We start from the raw sequence: 14,765 nt of genomic DNA, 5'->3' as shown, positions 1-14,765 counted from the left end.
TCCTCAAAAGCAATTCCAGGAAAAGTGTGTGGCGGTTTTCCGTCTGGAATTGCGTGAAAGCAAGTGGTCTCGCCATAAATGGGCATTGTCACCTGCTTCGTCCAGCGGACGCGGTGGATCTACCTCAATTGCTCGGTTGGGCGAGGCTGTCGATCAAACCCAGTAGCTTCATGCCAGGCGGAATGGCGGCAAAGCTGATCGCCACCGGTGGTGCCCTGAGCGACCAGTCGAAAAGAACGGTCTTGACCGGGATGTTTCCCAGCCACGCCAGCAGCCGAGGTGGCACGCCGCTCCCGGGCCAGACCAGAAGCATGCCGTGATCGCGCAGCCGCTGGCTGGTGATCCAGGGGGCGAGCCGCATGTCGAGGTCTGTGAAGATCGACGGCTTGTCATAGGCGTTGAGGCCCGCCAGCAACGCGATGCGGGTATCGCCGCCGACGATGTCGAGCCGACCGGGCACCGCCGCGTGCCAGACCGCCTCGGCTTCGTCCGAAATCTGCCGCGCTGGCCAGCAGACGGCATCCATGCGCCCGCGCAAATTGCAACTCGTCCAGCGGATGCCCGCATAGGCACCGGACATGCCGAGGATGCAGGCGAACGCGCAGATCGCCAGCCGTCGCAGTTCGACGGCGCCAAGCCGATGACCCAGCAAGGCGATCGCCACAACGCCGACCAGATTGTACATCGGCGCGCCCCACGCCTCGCCGGCGCCGGTAAACAGCGAGGCCACCATGACAAGCACCGCCGGACCAAGCCCCATCCACACGAGATAGGCCAGCGCGCCGCGCTCAATGGGCTGTTCCGGCGCGGGCGAACGCCGCAACAGCCCCGATATCGACAGCACCAGCAATAAGCCGCAGAGCCCCGCCATTTGGACACCGATATAGTAAAGGCGGGCGCGGTGGACCAACACCCATTCATCGCGGCCGGCGACATAGGTCAGCGGCAGGAAATCGATGCGGTAGAGCTGGATGGCCAGTGGCGCGGCGACGGCGAGGAAAACCGCGAGCCCAAGCCAGGGCCAGGGCGTGGCGAGCCGATTGCGTGCCCGCGTGTCCGACAACAGCCAGATCGCCCCGAAGAGCAACAGCAGCCCGGTGGAAAACTTGGCATAGAGCCCGACGCCCGACACCAGTCCGAGCGCCAGCCACCAGCCCGGCCCACCGCTACGGCCCGCACGCCACAGCAGCCAGCAGATTGCGGCCCAGAAGGGCATCTGCGCGTAATCATGATTGAACTGCGGTGTCGGCCAGCCGAAGAAATACAATGACGGCATCAAAAGCACGGCGGCCAGCGCGCGGGTTCTCCCGAGCATGTCGCGGGCCAGCAGGTAGACGAAGACGAAGGTCGCCGAGACGACAAGCTGGGCGAGCAGATATTGCGGCCAGCGGAACGATCCGGTCAGAAGATGGCTGATCTCGAGCAGCCAGCCGGGGAGCTGCGGATGCTTGTAGGTCAAAAGCACCCATTCGCGGCCCCACATGAAACTCTCGACGACGTCGCCGGGCGGGGCGGCATCGACAAGCGCCGGCATCACGGTCCAGCACAGGATCTGCGTCAGGCATAAAAGCGCCAGGCCGGCTTCTGGATAGCGCGTCAGCCCCGGCCAGATCGACGACTGCCACCAGTCGCCTGGAACAGAACTGCCGACCGGCAGCCAACCGTTCATGGTTTCGTCGATTCGCGTCATGCGGTGGATAAATCACACCGGACGGTTTTACGAACAGCCCAGAACTTGAAGCTTACGAAAATGTATACTTGGCCGACCATGGCAAAACCAAGATTGAGGCAGAGTTTCGCGCCACCATGCCGCCTCTCCCGTCATCACACGCCAGCAAGACAACAATGGAACACGCCATCCCGCAGCACCCTGAACATGCCGGGCATGGCGCCTTGGGCGTGATCGCGGCAGGCGTCGCCTACGCCTGACCGGTTACCGTCCCCAAAAAGCATCCAGGATTTGAAAAATGCGCCACCACCACGCCGTCATTCACTACCGTGCGCTCGATTTCTGGATGGCCCGTGCGGCCGTTCTCGTCATCATCTGCCTGCAGCTTCTGGTCATCAACAATCTCTCATTCGGGCCGCGCTGGGTGGCGCCCGCGCTGGAGGCGGCCCTGCTGCTGCCCTTGTCGGTGGCCACCGCCTGGACGCAGGCCGCCACCCGAAAGGCGGTCGAGGACCACGAGTGGCATGCGATCGGCCAGTTTCGGGTCATGATCCGCAGAACAGCCCTGACCATGACCGCCATCATCAGCATCATCAATTGCGGTTCGCTGGTCCTGCTGGTGCGTGCCTTGCTGGAGGGCCATGCCGGCAGTAGCGGTACGACGCTGCTGATCGACGCGCTCAACATCTGGGTCACCAACGTCACCGTTTTTGCCTTGTGGTTCTGGAGCACCGACCGCGGCGGTCCGCCGACCTGCGGCCTCGTCAAGCTCGCACAGGCCGATTTCCTGTTCGCGCAGATGACGTTGAACGACCGTGAGCTTCGAGATTGGCTGCCCGGCTTCGTCGATTATTTCTTCCTCGCCTTCACCAATGCGACCGCATTTTCGCCGACCGATACCTTGCCACTCTCCCAGCGCGCCAAGCTGCTGATGATGGCCGAGGCCATGATCTCGCTGCTGACCATCGCGCTGGTCGCGGCACGCGCGGTCAACATTCTGGCTTGATTAGGCCAAAACGCAAAAATGGCCCGCCCGGCGAACCGGAACGGGCTATTTTGGGTTGTCTTCGATGGTTCGATGCCGCGGGAAACGTGCCTCGGCAATTCCGCCAAGCAATCGCCGCCGCACCAGCTATTCGTCCCGCGCGCGGCTGACTCTCCGCACCACGAACTCGAACAGGACGTCCGAAATCCACATGGCGCAGACGCCGATCAGGAAGGCGGCCGCCAGCGTGGTGGTGTCGTCGGCGGGAGCGGGCATCGGTAGGCCGGCGATCCTGGCGTAGGAAACCGCCGGCAGCGTCAGATAGGCCGCCGCAAGCGCGCCGCAGATCGGCGAGGCCACCATTTCGCGCAGCTTGTAGCGATGCCGCGACAGCGCGCGCAGAACGCCGCCGGCGAGGCCCGCCGCCACGACCGGTCCCTTGATGCCGAGCAGGTCGAAAAGATCGTTCATCATGGCCTCCAGCCGCAAAGCTTCTGGCCCTTTTCGTTGTGAGCCAGGATCGCCGCCACCGACGCGTCGGAAAGGGTCGCCGCCTCCGCCCTTGTCGGCCGGAGGGGATGCCCGGCCGCGCAGAACGACCCGCCTGATGTGGTGCAGCCGGCCAGCAGCAGCGAGAGCGCTATGATTTTGACCATCTGGCCAGCCTCCCTCTGTTGTCTTCCGGCGTCCGGCCGGCGACGGCATCGTCGATCTTCTGGGCTTCGGTGCGCGCCGCGGCGTCGGCGGCATCCTGCCTGGCCTTCTGGCTGGCCTTGCCCTTGGCATAGGCCGTCCAGACACCGGCAAGCGCGGCGCCAATTGCCAGAAGATACGGCCAGGCCTGGCCGAGCAGCGCGAGGGCGAGTGTTCCCATCTCATGTCTCCTTGGCCGGCGGCGCGACCATGCCGCGCGGGCCGTCACGGACTGCGTTGATGATGATCTTGGCCAGGGCAATGACGCCGCTGATCTGAAGCGCGGTGCGGTCGCTCACCCCGAGCAGCGTCCAGTCGAAGCCGGCGAGTGCGCCGCCGCAGATGATGGCGATCAGCGTGTTGAGGAGATTGTGCAGCGCATTGGTGTTGAACCATCTCATCGAAACAGGCTCCCGAAAAGAGCGGCGACCTGATGCCGGAAGGCAGCGAGCGCTCCGGCCAGGAGAACGAGGATGCCGGCCGCGGCAGCCGCCTTGCCGCCGGGCGCCGGCGGCACGGGCTGGATCGACGACGCCCCATTGGGCGATGTTTCGACCCTGGGCGGCGCCGGCGCGGTCACCGGTGCCGCGGGGCGCTGCGCCGACATCAGCAGGGCCTGAACCCGCACTGACTTGACCCGATCCGACCAGCCGCGCCCGAATGTTGCCCATGTCGGCAACCGCTTGAGGAACGCCAGCCGCGCATCGCAAAGCGCATCGATGGTCACACCGGCCGGCTTTGCCTTGGCCGCCGCGACGGTGACCGGTCCGATCCGCCCGTCCTGCGCAACGCCGACGGCCGCCTGCAAATATTTGGCCGCCCGGCCAGGCCCGCTGTTGACGGCGAAATCGAACACAGCGTGGTCGACGCCATCGGGCAATTCGGCGCCGAGCACAGCGTCCCAGTAGAAGCGGCGATAGACGGTGGCGACCTGCGCGTCGCTGATCGCACGCAGATCCGCCTTCGTCGCGTCGGCCTTCACATAGCGACGGAAGCTGGCAAGCGTCACGCCCTTCATGGTGGCGCCACCGGGGTCAGCCGGATTGTCCGACCAGCCGCCTTCCGATTTGAGAACAAGCGCAAGCGCCCGCGCGAAGTTGCGGTCCATGGTGGTTTTCCTTCTTCGGATGATTTGGCTATGGTCGGCGCCGGGGAGCGGGCTGATGGATGATGAGCGACGCAAGGACCTAGTGATACTCGCCGCGCCGTGGGCTAAGCACAGCGCTAAGTTTCGTGCGAACGCAGCGGCGAAGGCTGGCGAAATCAGAACCCACGACGGCGGGCTCTTGCTTGTCTACGACGGCGGGTGGGAAGTCATTCGACCCGGCGACAGCAACGCGGAACTGGCTGACAACCCGAGCGCCCGCCGTCCCTGCCGGCTTACGGGACGGGGAACCTCCCATTGCTCTCAGGCTGTCTGGTTTGTCTGGTTTGTCTGGAACAGGTACGACCCTCTGAGGGTGCATACCCATGCCGAGCGGCGCAGCCTACATAAGGTTGGTGACATAGACGACATCGGCCTCCGTATCCCAGGCCAGCTCGACCGCGGCCGAAGGATGGTCCCAGCCGAAATCGAGCGCGCCGAGCCTTGGCCAGTAGCGCGGCAGCCGGAACGGCTCGCAGGCGATCAGCGCCTCGGCCACCGGAAAAATGCGGCCCGAACCCAGCACCGGAATGCCGCGGGCGCGGGCCTCGCGCTCATGCGCCGGATAGGCGGCGACAATCGCCGCGCGCTCCTGCGGCGTGTAATGCGCGGCATCGTCGATGGTCATGAAGGTGACGTGTCGGGACATGGGGAAATTCCTGAATCAGCATGGGAGATGCCGGCTGTATCGTATTGTTCGGACGCGATTTTTGGATCAGGCGCGACGGGTATCTAGCAGGCGCCGATTGACGATCCCACGAACAGAATTGTGTTGGAAGGGCCGGGACGTTCGCATCATCCGCCGCTACGTCGGCCGCGCCGGCGCGTCAAGGACAAGATCAAGCGGCTGAATGAGGTGAGGAGAAGAAGCTAGATGTCAGCTACGGCCATCATAGAGCCGAAAATATTGACTAATTCCAATTGGAGCCTCAGTGTTTCAGGCCGATCCCTTCCAAGAGACCGCACTGCAAAAGCATGAGCCGGATTATCGGGCAATTGCTTGTCCCCAATCACTGGATCATCCAACAGGCATAGCGCTTGGATAGTACCGTCAGCGGTTTCGACTGAAGACCCCTTAAAGTATCTGCCGTGCAGACCAACGCTCCGGCCGGCTTCTGCTTGGCCGGATCGCCCGCTATCGCTGTCGCTTGCTTGTGAATGTCACCGCCTGACATTTTATCAACACGCAGAAGCGACAGCCCCTTTTCTTCGATGTGCCCGATCGGGAACACACCAGGCTTAATGCTGCCGTCTTTCAAAAAATGTTGGGGGCTCACAACGACACGCGCTATCCGCTCGGTCGCGACTACTGGCCCCATCTCCCCATGCTTTGCTTGCTCACACGAGCAAAGCCCCTCCGAACCTGTCATGCAATCCTCAGACTAGATACATAATCTGCAACAAATCATCTGGGATCGACTTTCCATCAAAAATGGATTCGCCGCGAGCAACCATGTCTTTCGGCTTCGACTTTGCATAATAGGCGAAATTGTTGCCGCCAGAGAAATGGATCGAAATCGACGTCTCGCTGCTAGTCCAAAACCATCCGACCGATCCGTCAGCCGATACAGTGGACTCTGGTGGCGTCACACCCAACGGAATGGCAAGCAGGAACACCGCGGCACATTCGATGGCTCCAGGCATCGGTGGTTGGCTGCCAGTTCCGTCCCATCCCGCTTCAAGGTCGCGGTATCCGAGCATTTCGTTAAGCACCGCTTCGCGTTGCTGCGTCACTGACGGCGACAGCGTCTTGGGAGTAAGGACACGACTGGTGACCGAGAAGTCTTTTGGAACTGTCGCCAAGTCCATCGCGCCCACGGCAAGAACCGCTGCAGCCGCAGTGATTCCCGTTAGCCAATAGCCAGCTATACCGGTCTGCGTAGCGCGCGCTGGTTGCGGTGCATCATCCTCCGACGCGGCTCTGTATGCCACGCCGAGAAATGTGGGTGCGGTCGCCGTATCGGTGTAGTCAATTGCTCGCATTCAACGCAATCCTGTCCTGCGCGGCCTTTGTCAGAAACTTAGAGATAAGCTCTTTAGAAGAATTATGCAAAAATTCAAAAAATTCACGCCCTTGTGATTTTCTAAAAAGATCACTGGATTTAATTGGGTTCTGTAGATCAAGCCTAAGATAGCTATCTATGCGCAGCGCCGGCTCATTGTTTTGGTTCATGACGCCGTCAAAGTTAATTCTTTCGAGCAACCGCCCAGGGATCGGCAGACCTTCAGTGCGAAACCAGCCTTGATGGACATGCCACAGGTGGCCGCTCTGACCAATGTTCTTGGGCAGCCAATCGCTTTTCAGGTCCAATATCTGATCGAACCGAGGGGACTTGTTACGATCCTTCCATTCGAATATGTCGACATATTGTAACAGCAGGTTAGTGATGGGATTTGATGAGATTGCAGCCACTTCAGCAGCGTCAGTCATAAGCGTCAAGGTGGTCGGGAACACTTCTGCCCATCTTGTGTAGTCGCCGCAGTTTACAAGAAGAGACTGGTCGAGCGCGCTAAGCCTCCACGCCAGAGTGCCGTCCGGTTTCACTCGGTCGAAAATCACTCCGCCGGCCGGCGCCTGCATGAACGCCGGCGGAATGCCTTCACCAACCGCAACTTGCATCATCGTCTGTCGGCTCAGCTTGGGAACTTGCCCACGCCACCGGTCATGGGAGTTCACCAAGGCCTCAATTTCGGAAGAATTGAAGGCGCGACGCAGCGTGACGCCAAACACGGCCTCAACAATGGCATGGTTGCCGCTGATAGGCTCAAAGCTCAAAAGTCGTCCCCCACTCGGTCGCGCTGCGATAGCGCAACGCAAGGCACTTGTCATGTGGAACTATTTATAATCTCCGACGAAGATGCAACCCGAGGGTGGGCTGAATCGACGACAACTACTCGGAAAATGCGCTCCGCTATGAACGTTTGGAACCTGCGGACCAATGGTGTAAAACCACTGATTTCGGCAGTCAGTAAATCAGACGCAAAGCCTTATGCCATGTGCTGGAGCGGGTAGCGCGAATCGAACCCGTGCGTTCAGTTTGGGAAGCTGACCGTCCGAACAGTCGCCACAGGGAGGAAGTCACCCCTTCGCCATGCCCTCCACCTGCGCCGCCGACAAAAACAGCAGCACCACGTCCGACATCCCAAGCAGCGGCGTGAACGTCACGATGGTGATGCCGCCCGTCGCATTGGTGCGGGTCAAGCCCTCGGAATAGATATCGAGCGGCGGTTCCTCGTCGAACCAAACGCCGTGTAAAGTCTCGCCCTGCCATTTCTCGCGGCCCTTCTCGAAACTCTTGAACGACAGCACCGATTCATCGGCCTGCACGTCGCCCCCGCCACCCCAGCGCACCACGACGCTGTCGAGCGCGCCCGGTGCGCCGCGGCCCATGAAGGTCTGCACGATGGCGTCGGCCGGGATCATGCCGGTGCCCCAGGCCGCCTGCTGCTGCGGCGGGCCGACCAGCACGCGCTGCGGATTGTCGCGCGTGCCTTCGCCGGTGACGCCGGCCGCCCACAGCCTGACGGCCGAGTCAAACACCTTGCCTTGCCACCACTGGGGATAGCGGCCGGTGAGATGCATGGCCCATTCGGCGCCCCCTGCCCTGGTCTTGCCGAGCTGGTTGCCGGCCATGAACAGGCGCTCGCGGTTCTGGGAGCCCGCTGCGTGAAACTCGGCCTGGCGTTGATACGGTCTATAGGCCGCCAGTTGATTGGTCCGGCGCCGTCTGTCCAGTTCGGCCATCAGCGCCAGATATTCCGTCTTCACGGACATCGCCGGGCTCTTCGAGGAACGGCTTGACGACGGCCTCGAGGGCGCGGATGCGGATGCGGATTTCGTCATCGCTCAGGCCGTCCATTTGGTTGATCGTGGCATCGAAATCCTTGGGCAGCACCGACAGCACGATCTTCAGATACTGGTCCGGCTTGTCGGCCCGCACCTCGGCAATGACGCCGGCGCCATGTGTGCGGAAATCGGCCCGCACGGCGGCCAGGAAATCGTCGCCCAGTGTTTTCTTGGCGCGCTTGCGGCGCGGCTTCTGCGTCGCGGCCGGTTTGGCAGCGGACCTGCGTCTCGCCGGCTTGCGGCGCGTTGGCCTGGCGGCTGTCTTTTCAGTCATGGACGTCACCGCCCACGGCGTTGGCAGCGGGAATGCCGGCCTTCGGCATCGATCCGGCCCGGCTGGCCGGTTTCTTTGAACGAGCGGACTTCTTCCTGGTCCGCTTCTTGGCGCCCTGGACGCGCTTTGGCTTTGCCGCGTCGGCAGGCTTCGCCGCCGGGGCGGGCCTTGCCGCGCCGGCCCGCGCCTTGAGACGCGCCATGACCGGACCGACAAGGTGCCCGGCGATGCCGGCCTGTGGAAAACAAAAGCCGCCGGCCGCATCCCGCACCATGCCGATCTTTACGCCGGGTGCGACCTGCTCGATACGCCCCAGGCGGGGCTGCGGTGCGGTGCCTTCGAATTCGCCGATGGCGCTGACGATTTCCTGGCCGTCAGCATCGGTGATGATGGTGGCGTAGCGGGTCATGAATCACACTCCTGAATCAGCGCGCGTTGCGGAGACAACCCATTGATGGGAAGCTGGCTGTTCGAGGGAGGACAGCCATGAGCAACGTCACCACGCATTACGGCAGCGACGGCATCGTCGAGCGCATATTGGCCGCGATTCCCGATGCGAAATCCGATAAAATCAGCGCCGCGCAGCTTTATCCGTTCGACCAGCTTCACGGCCGCGAGCTCATCGCCACGCGAGACCATGGAGCGCGTCTTGCCCCCTCCCCCACCGACCGGATCCTTGATATCGGCAGCGGCATTGGCGGCCCGGCGCGCTTCCTGGCCGCCACCTATGGCTGCCAGGTCGACGGCATCGACCTCACACCAGCCTTTGTCGAGGCATCCGGCCGACTGTCCACGCTCAGCGGCCTTGGCGACAAGGTTCGCTTCCACGAAGCCGACGCGGCGAAGCTGCCCTTCGCCGACAACACATTCGACGCCGCAATCTGCTTCTATGTCGGCATGAACATCGCCGACAAGGCCGCCGTCATCGGGCAGGCTTTTCGCGTTCTGAAGCCGGGCGGCAAACTGATCTGGACCGAAGCCGTGCTGGCTGCCGGTGAGCCGAATTACCCCTTGCCCTGGGCGGTTGCACCGGAAGCCAGCCGCCTTGTTGACCGGGATACCCTGAAGACCCTGTTCGCCAACGCGGGCTTCCATATTGACGAAATCATCGACGAGACCGGCGAACATGTCGAACTGGCGATGCAGAGGGCCAGTTCCGGCATCATTCCTTCGCCTGCGCAACAGCAGGCCAATGAAATCGTGCTCGGCGCCGAATTCGTGCAGCGACGCAAGAACTACATCCGCAGCCTGAGCGAAGGCAGATTGGCGTCACTGGCCGTCATCATCTCGAAGCTTGCCTGACCGGAGCCGTGATCGTAACGAAGGGCAGAAACAAAAAACCCGCCTCAGGGGCGGGTCGTTGGCGCAACTCAGCACCATGGGCAAAAATGTAGCATAGCTGCACTCACCCCGTCAACCGCTTTCTGAGAAAAAATTCCTAAATCGGTCGAACCCGGCGACCGCATCCCACACCATGCCGATCTTTACGACGGGCGCGACCTGCTCGACACGCCCCAGGCGTGGCTGCGGTGCCGCGCCCTCGAACTGGCCAATGACGCTGACGATTTCCTGGCCGTCATCGTCGGTGATGATCGTGGCGTAGCGGGGCATGGGTGTCTCTTGGATTGCGAAATGAGTCATCGGGCGAAGGATGGCATTCCTTGGCGCCCCCCTCTGTCCTGCCGGACATCTCCCCCACGGGTGGGAAGATCGGGTATCACGCCGGGTTCGCCAAACACCAACGTTGCAAAGGCCGGCGGGGCGCTGAAACTGCCAATCTCCCCCCGCGTGGGGGAGATGTCCGGCAGGACAGAGGGGGGCGCTGTCCCGCCGACCTGTCTAGCCCAGAAACAAAAAACCCGCCTCGGCGGCGGGTCGGTGGCGCAACTCAGCACCATGAGCAAAAATGTAGCATAGCTGCACTCACCCCGTCAACCGTTTTCTGAGAAAAAATTCCTACTTCGGCCGAAACTCCGGCCTGACCGACGCTGGCAAAGCGCATAAAACCCTGCTTTTGCCGGCGGCTGGTCATAAGCCGGCAGGTGTGAAATCATTCGTCGAAGCTCATGGAATGATTCCCGTCGCACGGCCTTGTGGGAGAGGACGATGGACAGACCAGCCATGGCATCCGTGTTCAGGATGCGGCATGCACAAGCCACGGTTTCCGGCGTGCGCAGCACCGGCCAGGGTCAGGCCGATCCAGTCATCCGCGTGCGTTCGCTGGGCGAAGCCATCCGTTTCGTCGCCAACGCTTACCCCCAATACGACATCAGCGCCGTCGCCATCAGCTGTGGGGATGTTTCGATCGGCAGCCTCGGCAACCTGGAGGTCAAGGCGCTGTGGCGCGAATATGGCGAACGGCTGACGCAGGAATAGGCATTCGCCCGCAGCCTTTCTGGAGCGGAAATGCCGCTCGCGCGTTTCAACCCCAGCCACGGGAGCAATCGCCATGAATGTCGCCAACCTGCAACTCGAAGGCCTGCTGATGGCCGTCGCCTCGATCAACCGCCTCCTGGTTCAAAAGGGGGTGCTGACGGCGGAGGAGATCGACCTGGCCTTGCGCAAGACCGAGGCCGGCGAGACCAACCAGGAGCGGTCCGAAGGCATGTCCGCGTCAAGCCGCGACGCCGTCAACTTTCCGATCCGGCTGCTGGAACTCGCCAACCAGTGCCAGCCGGAGGCGGAGATGCCGTCTTTTTCGAAGCTGGCCCGCATGGTCGGCAAGATAAAGGAACCCTACAACGACCAGCTGTGAGCGGGGCCGGCGGGCGTCCGCGGCGGCCCGCTGCCCACGCCTCAAGCCCTGCCCGGCCATCCCGAATTGAGCGAAAGCACCTTGCCCGGTCCATGTACGGCCGCAAACAGCAGTCCGGCCAGGAACGAAAAATGGTCGACGAAGAAGCCGAACTCGGCCTGGTTGTCGGCCCAGTGGCTGGGTCCGTGAAAGGCGAAGCCGAGGAACAGCACATAGGCGGCGGCGACCACGGCTGCCTGCGAGAAGAACGCGCCGGTCAGGAAGCACAGCACCAGCGCGACTTCCAGGATCGCCGCGCACCAGGTCAGGAACAGCGGAAATGGAAAGCCGGCGGCGGCGATATAGCCGGCGGTGGCGTCCATGCCCATGAACTTGAAGGTCACGGCCATCAGGAAGACGCCGGCGAAGATCAGCCGGGCGACGACAAGGGCCGCGGTCTGCCACGGTGATTGAGTGATTTGCGACGACATGCTCGTTCTCCAGCTTTGCAGGTTGATCGCTCCTAGGACGCGCGACCGGCGCCAGGTCCGACACATCAGGCCAATTTTTCTCGACAGGATCGCAGAGGGCTTTCGAAGCGTCACACCGTACGGCAAGAGCGATTTTCGGTTCGCCGGCTGACGGCATATTATTGCTCGCTCCAAGGGGGAATCGGACATGGCCAAGGCATTGACCATCGGCGCACCGCGGCATCCGGCGACGAGCACCGCCTACGAACAGGAATGCAGGGATATGCTGGCTCCGCATCTCGACGCCCTGCTCCGCAAGGTCGAGGCCGCCGGCTGGGACCGCGGGCAGGCCGCCTCGGCGCTCATGTATCTCGCCGCGATGCGGCTGAAGCCGGCCTGACGACGGCCCGAACGGCTTTCCGGCGCCGCCGCGATTGAAACTTGTTGGTAATCACGGAAGTGCTATCGTTAGTCGGGGCTAATGCACCGGTGTGTCGGTGCAGGGATTTTGGGTGGGCTGAAATTTGCGCACGAGCGTCAGGTTTGGGGCGACATCTCATGGCGAGCGGTCGGCACCGCTGGAGTGCAGCGGCTGCGGCGGCGCTGGTCAGGTCTTCGAATGCCCCCGCTGGACGAGTTCCAACGGCCATTGCTGCCCCGCCGGCACGCACCGGCGCGGCTGCCCCGGCCTCAGCGCGGCATGCTCCGAATGTGACGGCGACCACGCTGCCGCCGCCGACCCCATGCGACCCTCGGCCTGATACACGCCTATCGCAGCCCAGGCCGTGTCGTCTGGTGGAACCGGCGGCGCCAATCTGTGTTATGTCGTGTTGATCGCGGGCGCCGAAGGCTGCGCGTCCCCGACAACAGAAAGCGAGGCCTGAGATGGCTGACGACAAGTCGAAGACGAAACAGGACCGCAAGCAGGTCTCGAGTGAAGAGCCCTACGAGGTTGCCGCCTTTGCCCGCAAATACGGCATCCCGCCAAGCGAGGCACAGACCATCATCAAGCGCTACGGCCCCTCGCGCAAGAAGCTCGACGCCCATATGGCGGCCCGCGGCTAGCCGAAACCATTTCGCCTGGGCGGCGTTGAAGATGCTGCGGGCCGTGTCAACGGGCCTGGTGGTACGGTGAACAGGATGTCTTTTTCCCGGTTTCTCATCCTGGCCAACGAAACGGCAGACGAGCATCTGTCCCACCCGGCCCGCAGTGCCACGTATTGAGGGAGGGCGTCATGTCCGACACCATACGCAGGACCGGCAGTTGCCTGTGCGGCGGCGTGCAGTTCGAGGTTCACGGCGCGCCGCTGCGCGTCGGCCTGTGCCATTGCAAGGATTGCCGCAAGGCCGGCGGTTCGGTCTACTCGGCCTTTGCCATCTGGCCGCGCGAAGCCTTCGAGACCACCGGCCTCGTCAGCTCCTATGGCACGCGCAGCTTTTGCCCGACATGCGGCGGCCGCGTCGCCTGGGTCGACGACAACGAGGCCGAGGTGGCGATCGGCAGCCTCGACATCGCGCCGACCGATCTCGTGCCCGAATATGAATTGTGGACCTCCAGGCGCGAGACCTGGCTGCACGCTCTGCCCGGCACCGAACAGTTCGAGCATGACCGCCCAGCGCAGCACAGCGCCGAAGCGCCGACGCCGAGATCGCTGTCGGACATCGACGCCGAGATTTGATGTCTTGGGAAGGGAACCCTGCCCTGTCGCCGACGTTACCGGTCGCCTCTCACGCATGTCGCCAGCGGCTTGCGGCAATCATGGAGACGACCGTTGAACGACAAGATGTTTCCCCGCCCCATCAGACTGAAATTCGCGCCTGAGCGCGAGCGCATCATCCGCAGCGCCTGGGAAGGCCTGGAATGCCTCGGCGACTGGCCGTCTGGCCAGGGACGGCGCTACCGGGCGGCGTTGCGCAGTTGCCGCGATGCGCTGGATGGCTGGACGCCGGCGGAAAAAGCGATGCGGGCGATGATCGACGCCGCGCGCGAAGCAAAACTCCTCCAGTAGTTGGAAAACAGGACATGTCCGAGCTCATTTTGCCCACACCGATGCGGATCAAGCCGCATGGGTCGGACACGATCCGCGACGTCGCCACGCTCAAGGATGCCAGCGAAATCCTGATCGACTGGCCGCAGGCCAAACGCGGCCCGTTCTACCAGGCGGCGCGCGAGAAGGTCGAAGCAGCCCTGGATAACAATGCAGGTGCTGCCGAGGCACAGGAAGCGTTCGCAGCGCTCTGCAGCCACTCCGGCGTCTTGGTGCGATAGCGGTTTCAATGAAAAGAAGCAGGCGGGACATCGTGCCTCGCCTGCTTCACGCAAATCGTCCTGATCACCCGCAATACTCGATCCGATTATTCCGCCGGAAGCTCGCCCTGTACGATCGGGTGTGAGGTTTCGAAGCCAAAACTCTTCGGCGCCAGCAGAATCAAGGCAATCACGATGGCAATCGAGGCAAGCAACGTGGCTGTGGTCGCAATATCTCTCACGATAATCTCTCCGAATTCCAAGTCGTGAGAGAAACGCCCCCAAGATAACGAGGTTCCATTAGCTTGCGCGATAATACCAGCGAGCGGAGGTTATTGCTTCGGCGGCTGGGGCGGCACTTCACCCGGCTTGATCACCGGCGTCTTGCCTTCGTTCGGCGCCGGCGCCGCCATGCCCTGGTCGCCCGTCGGGGGCGGTTTCAGCACGCCGCCGCAGTCGTTGAGCTTCGCGGTCAAATTGCCGTCATCGGCCTGCTGTCCAGGCTGCTGTTTTGCCCCTTGCTCGGTCTGAGCCCTGCATTTGTCGGCCTGCGGCGCCTGGCTGTCGTTCTGCTGCTGGGCCGCGGCCGGCACTGCCAGCGCCAGCATGAGGCCTAGTGGCATGATGGCAAGAATTCTCATCACTGCCTCCTTCTTTCTTTCACGGTCGCCCGCGGCGACCTTCCTTTCAAAGGGACAACG

General features: G+C 62.7%; 26 protein-coding genes and 1 pseudogene. 10 read left to right on the top strand and 17 right to left on the bottom strand.

Annotation, left to right across the window (positions count from 1 at the left end; translation table 11 throughout):
* Positions 1–124: 124 nt before the first annotated feature.
* Complete coding sequence (locus tag AC0L24_RS24140; RefSeq protein ID WP_245481711.1) at positions 125–1,690, bottom strand: ArnT family glycosyltransferase; 1,566 nt, start codon at positions 1,688–1,690, stop codon at positions 125–127.
* A gap of 68 nt (positions 1,691–1,758) precedes the next feature.
* Here AC0L24_RS24140 and AC0L24_RS24135 point away from each other — a divergent pair, with 68 nt between their 5' ends.
* Both AC0L24_RS24135 and AC0L24_RS24130 read left to right on the top strand, forming a co-directional pair.
* The gene (locus AC0L24_RS24135; RefSeq protein ID WP_164762750.1) at positions 1,759–1,929 is read left to right on the top strand and encodes a hypothetical protein; all 171 of its coding nucleotides are present in this window, start codon (positions 1,759–1,761) and stop codon (positions 1,927–1,929) included.
* A 38-nt stretch (positions 1,930–1,967) separates the two neighbouring features.
* Positions 1,968–2,675: a hypothetical protein gene (locus AC0L24_RS24130; RefSeq protein ID WP_127809896.1), complete on the top strand. Its 708-nt coding sequence runs from the start codon at positions 1,968–1,970 to the stop codon at positions 2,673–2,675.
* Between the two features lie 126 nt (positions 2,676–2,801).
* Here the strand turns inward: AC0L24_RS24130 and AC0L24_RS24125 are convergent, their stop codons facing one another.
* The 12 genes and pseudogenes from AC0L24_RS24125 to AC0L24_RS24070 all read right to left on the bottom strand — a co-directional run bounded on the left by AC0L24_RS24125 (position 2,802) and on the right by AC0L24_RS24070 (position 9,021).
* Positions 2,802–3,125, bottom strand: coding sequence for a hypothetical protein (locus tag AC0L24_RS24125; RefSeq protein WP_127399487.1), 324 nt, complete (start codon positions 3,123–3,125; stop codon positions 2,802–2,804).
* Positions 3,125–3,310, bottom strand: coding sequence for a hypothetical protein (locus AC0L24_RS24120; RefSeq protein ID WP_127271123.1), 186 nt, complete (start codon positions 3,308–3,310; stop codon positions 3,125–3,127). The genes AC0L24_RS24125 and AC0L24_RS24120 overlap by 1 nt, the downstream gene beginning before the upstream one ends.
* Positions 3,295–3,528: a hypothetical protein gene (locus AC0L24_RS24115; RefSeq protein WP_127809895.1), complete on the bottom strand. Its 234-nt coding sequence runs from the start codon at positions 3,526–3,528 to the stop codon at positions 3,295–3,297. Before AC0L24_RS24115 ends, AC0L24_RS24120 begins: the two co-directional genes overlap by 16 nt.
* Before the next feature lies 1 nt (position 3,529).
* Positions 3,530–3,748, bottom strand: coding sequence for a hypothetical protein (locus AC0L24_RS24110; protein WP_127809894.1), 219 nt, complete (start codon positions 3,746–3,748; stop codon positions 3,530–3,532).
* Positions 3,745–4,455 (bottom strand): glycoside hydrolase family 108 protein, encoded by a 711-nt coding sequence (locus AC0L24_RS24105; protein WP_127809893.1) that lies wholly within the window; start codon positions 4,453–4,455, stop codon positions 3,745–3,747. The genes AC0L24_RS24110 and AC0L24_RS24105 overlap by 4 nt, the downstream gene beginning before the upstream one ends.
* A gap of 385 nt (positions 4,456–4,840) precedes the next feature.
* Positions 4,841–5,134: pseudogene (locus tag AC0L24_RS24100) on the bottom strand (terminase large subunit domain-containing protein); the annotation flags it as partial.
* A 367-nt stretch (positions 5,135–5,501) separates the two neighbouring features.
* Positions 5,502–5,861, bottom strand: coding sequence for a hypothetical protein (locus AC0L24_RS24095; protein WP_473564202.1), 360 nt, complete (start codon positions 5,859–5,861; stop codon positions 5,502–5,504).
* A gap of 7 nt (positions 5,862–5,868) precedes the next feature.
* Positions 5,869–6,474 (bottom strand): hypothetical protein, encoded by a 606-nt coding sequence (locus AC0L24_RS24090; RefSeq protein ID WP_473564201.1) that lies wholly within the window; start codon positions 6,472–6,474, stop codon positions 5,869–5,871.
* Entirely contained in the window at positions 6,461–7,267 is an 807-nt protein-coding gene (locus AC0L24_RS24085; RefSeq protein WP_473564200.1) for a TIGR04255 family protein, read from the bottom strand. Before AC0L24_RS24085 ends, AC0L24_RS24090 begins: the two co-directional genes overlap by 14 nt.
* A 303-nt stretch (positions 7,268–7,570) precedes the next feature.
* The gene (locus tag AC0L24_RS24080; RefSeq protein ID WP_473564199.1) at positions 7,571–8,266 is read right to left on the bottom strand and encodes a terminase large subunit domain-containing protein; all 696 of its coding nucleotides are present in this window, start codon (positions 8,264–8,266) and stop codon (positions 7,571–7,573) included.
* Positions 8,187–8,612, bottom strand: coding sequence for a hypothetical protein (locus AC0L24_RS24075; protein WP_245481706.1), 426 nt, complete (start codon positions 8,610–8,612; stop codon positions 8,187–8,189). Before AC0L24_RS24075 ends, AC0L24_RS24080 begins: the two co-directional genes overlap by 80 nt.
* A complete protein-coding gene (locus AC0L24_RS24070; RefSeq protein ID WP_473564198.1) occupies positions 8,605–9,021 on the bottom strand; it encodes a hypothetical protein in 417 nt (138 codons plus the stop codon). Before AC0L24_RS24070 ends, AC0L24_RS24075 begins: the two co-directional genes overlap by 8 nt.
* A 77-nt stretch (positions 9,022–9,098) precedes the next feature.
* Here AC0L24_RS24070 and AC0L24_RS24065 point away from each other — a divergent pair, with 77 nt between their 5' ends.
* The gene (locus AC0L24_RS24065; protein WP_128290291.1) at positions 9,099–9,914 is read left to right on the top strand and encodes a class I SAM-dependent methyltransferase; all 816 of its coding nucleotides are present in this window, start codon (positions 9,099–9,101) and stop codon (positions 9,912–9,914) included.
* 111 nt (positions 9,915–10,025) lie between these two features.
* Here the strand turns inward: AC0L24_RS24065 and AC0L24_RS24060 are convergent, their stop codons facing one another.
* Entirely contained in the window at positions 10,026–10,223 is a 198-nt protein-coding gene (locus AC0L24_RS24060) for a hypothetical protein (protein ID WP_127398146.1), read from the bottom strand.
* A gap of 495 nt (positions 10,224–10,718) precedes the next feature.
* Between AC0L24_RS24060 and AC0L24_RS24055 the strand changes: the two genes are divergently transcribed.
* Complete coding sequence (locus tag AC0L24_RS24055) at positions 10,719–10,988, top strand: hypothetical protein (RefSeq protein WP_127270778.1); 270 nt, start codon at positions 10,719–10,721, stop codon at positions 10,986–10,988.
* 73 nt (positions 10,989–11,061) lie between these two features.
* On the top strand, positions 11,062–11,367 hold the full coding sequence (locus AC0L24_RS24050) for a hypothetical protein (RefSeq protein WP_023813813.1): 306 nt from the start codon (positions 11,062–11,064) through the stop codon (positions 11,365–11,367).
* 41 nt (positions 11,368–11,408) lie between these two features.
* On the opposite strand, the gene AC0L24_RS24045 is transcribed toward AC0L24_RS24050, so the two are convergent.
* Positions 11,409–11,837, bottom strand: coding sequence for a DoxX family protein (locus AC0L24_RS24045; RefSeq protein WP_292634590.1), 429 nt, complete (start codon positions 11,835–11,837; stop codon positions 11,409–11,411).
* Positions 11,838–12,024: 187 nt separating this feature from the next.
* Between AC0L24_RS24045 and AC0L24_RS24040 the strand changes: the two genes are divergently transcribed.
* From AC0L24_RS24040 to AC0L24_RS24020, 5 genes are all read left to right on the top strand, one after another.
* Positions 12,025–12,216, top strand: coding sequence for a hypothetical protein (locus tag AC0L24_RS24040; RefSeq protein ID WP_292696672.1), 192 nt, complete (start codon positions 12,025–12,027; stop codon positions 12,214–12,216).
* A gap of 485 nt (positions 12,217–12,701) precedes the next feature.
* Positions 12,702–12,881, top strand: a complete 180-nt coding sequence (locus AC0L24_RS24035) for a DUF3606 domain-containing protein (RefSeq protein WP_023813816.1) — start codon at positions 12,702–12,704, stop codon at positions 12,879–12,881.
* Between the two features lie 170 nt (positions 12,882–13,051).
* Positions 13,052–13,495 (top strand): GFA family protein, encoded by a 444-nt coding sequence (locus AC0L24_RS24030; protein ID WP_473564197.1) that lies wholly within the window; start codon positions 13,052–13,054, stop codon positions 13,493–13,495.
* 93 nt (positions 13,496–13,588) lie between these two features.
* Positions 13,589–13,825 carry a DUF982 domain-containing protein gene (locus AC0L24_RS24025; protein ID WP_127270771.1) on the top strand — a complete coding sequence of 79 codons (237 nt, stop codon included), beginning with the start codon at positions 13,589–13,591 and terminating at the stop codon, positions 13,823–13,825.
* Positions 13,826–13,839: 14 nt separating this feature from the next.
* Positions 13,840–14,085, top strand: coding sequence for a DUF982 domain-containing protein (locus tag AC0L24_RS24020; protein ID WP_127331690.1), 246 nt, complete (start codon positions 13,840–13,842; stop codon positions 14,083–14,085).
* 86 nt (positions 14,086–14,171) lie between these two features.
* On the opposite strand, the gene AC0L24_RS24015 is transcribed toward AC0L24_RS24020, so the two are convergent.
* Together AC0L24_RS24015 and AC0L24_RS24010 are read right to left on the bottom strand one after the other, a co-directional pair.
* Complete coding sequence (locus AC0L24_RS24015; protein WP_281035303.1) at positions 14,172–14,306, bottom strand: hypothetical protein; 135 nt, start codon at positions 14,304–14,306, stop codon at positions 14,172–14,174.
* 90 nt (positions 14,307–14,396) lie between these two features.
* Positions 14,397–14,705: a hypothetical protein gene (locus AC0L24_RS24010; protein WP_127331689.1), complete on the bottom strand. Its 309-nt coding sequence runs from the start codon at positions 14,703–14,705 to the stop codon at positions 14,397–14,399.
* Positions 14,706–14,765: the final 60 nt, after the last annotated feature.

The sequence above is a fragment of the Mesorhizobium sp. WSM4809 genome (assembly GCF_055811655.1).
Note: the sequence above shows the minus strand (reverse complement) of the source record. Positions and strands in the feature narration are given on the sequence as shown.

Coding starts and splice junctions, on each gene's coding strand:
- AC0L24_RS24140 (WP_245481711.1), bottom strand. CDS start 1,690: ATGACGCGAATCGACGAAACCATGAACGGTTGGCTGCCGGTCGGCAGT.
- AC0L24_RS24130 (WP_127809896.1), top strand. CDS start 1,968: ATGCGCCACCACCACGCCGTCATTCACTACCGTGCGCTCGATTTCTGG.
- AC0L24_RS24125 (WP_127399487.1), bottom strand. CDS start 3,125: ATGAACGATCTTTTCGACCTGCTCGGCATCAAGGGACCGGTCGTGGCG.
- AC0L24_RS24120 (WP_127271123.1), bottom strand. CDS start 3,310: ATGGTCAAAATCATAGCGCTCTCGCTGCTGCTGGCCGGCTGCACCACA.
- AC0L24_RS24115 (WP_127809895.1), bottom strand. CDS start 3,528: ATGGGAACACTCGCCCTCGCGCTGCTCGGCCAGGCCTGGCCGTATCTT.
- AC0L24_RS24110 (WP_127809894.1), bottom strand. CDS start 3,748: ATGAGATGGTTCAACACCAATGCGCTGCACAATCTCCTCAACACGCTG.
- AC0L24_RS24105 (WP_127809893.1), bottom strand. CDS start 4,455: ATGGACCGCAACTTCGCGCGGGCGCTTGCGCTTGTTCTCAAATCGGAA.
- AC0L24_RS24095 (WP_473564202.1), bottom strand. CDS start 5,861: ATGACAGGTTCGGAGGGGCTTTGCTCGTGTGAGCAAGCAAAGCATGGG.
- AC0L24_RS24090 (WP_473564201.1), bottom strand. CDS start 6,474: ATGCGAGCAATTGACTACACCGATACGGCGACCGCACCCACATTTCTC.
- AC0L24_RS24080 (WP_473564199.1), bottom strand. CDS start 8,266: ATGTCCGTGAAGACGGAATATCTGGCGCTGATGGCCGAACTGGACAGA.
- AC0L24_RS24075 (WP_245481706.1), bottom strand. CDS start 8,612: ATGACTGAAAAGACAGCCGCCAGGCCAACGCGCCGCAAGCCGGCGAGA.
- AC0L24_RS24070 (WP_473564198.1), bottom strand. CDS start 9,021: ATGACCCGCTACGCCACCATCATCACCGATGCTGACGGCCAGGAAATC.
- AC0L24_RS24065 (WP_128290291.1), top strand. CDS start 9,099: ATGAGCAACGTCACCACGCATTACGGCAGCGACGGCATCGTCGAGCGC.
- AC0L24_RS24060 (WP_127398146.1), bottom strand. CDS start 10,223: ATGCCCCGCTACGCCACGATCATCACCGACGATGACGGCCAGGAAATC.
- AC0L24_RS24055 (WP_127270778.1), top strand. CDS start 10,719: ATGGACAGACCAGCCATGGCATCCGTGTTCAGGATGCGGCATGCACAA.
- AC0L24_RS24050 (WP_023813813.1), top strand. CDS start 11,062: ATGAATGTCGCCAACCTGCAACTCGAAGGCCTGCTGATGGCCGTCGCC.
- AC0L24_RS24045 (WP_292634590.1), bottom strand. CDS start 11,837: ATGTCGTCGCAAATCACTCAATCACCGTGGCAGACCGCGGCCCTTGTC.
- AC0L24_RS24040 (WP_292696672.1), top strand. CDS start 12,025: ATGGCCAAGGCATTGACCATCGGCGCACCGCGGCATCCGGCGACGAGC.
- AC0L24_RS24035 (WP_023813816.1), top strand. CDS start 12,702: ATGGCTGACGACAAGTCGAAGACGAAACAGGACCGCAAGCAGGTCTCG.
- AC0L24_RS24030 (WP_473564197.1), top strand. CDS start 13,052: ATGTCCGACACCATACGCAGGACCGGCAGTTGCCTGTGCGGCGGCGTG.
- AC0L24_RS24020 (WP_127331690.1), top strand. CDS start 13,840: ATGTCCGAGCTCATTTTGCCCACACCGATGCGGATCAAGCCGCATGGG.
- AC0L24_RS24010 (WP_127331689.1), bottom strand. CDS start 14,705: ATGAGAATTCTTGCCATCATGCCACTAGGCCTCATGCTGGCGCTGGCA.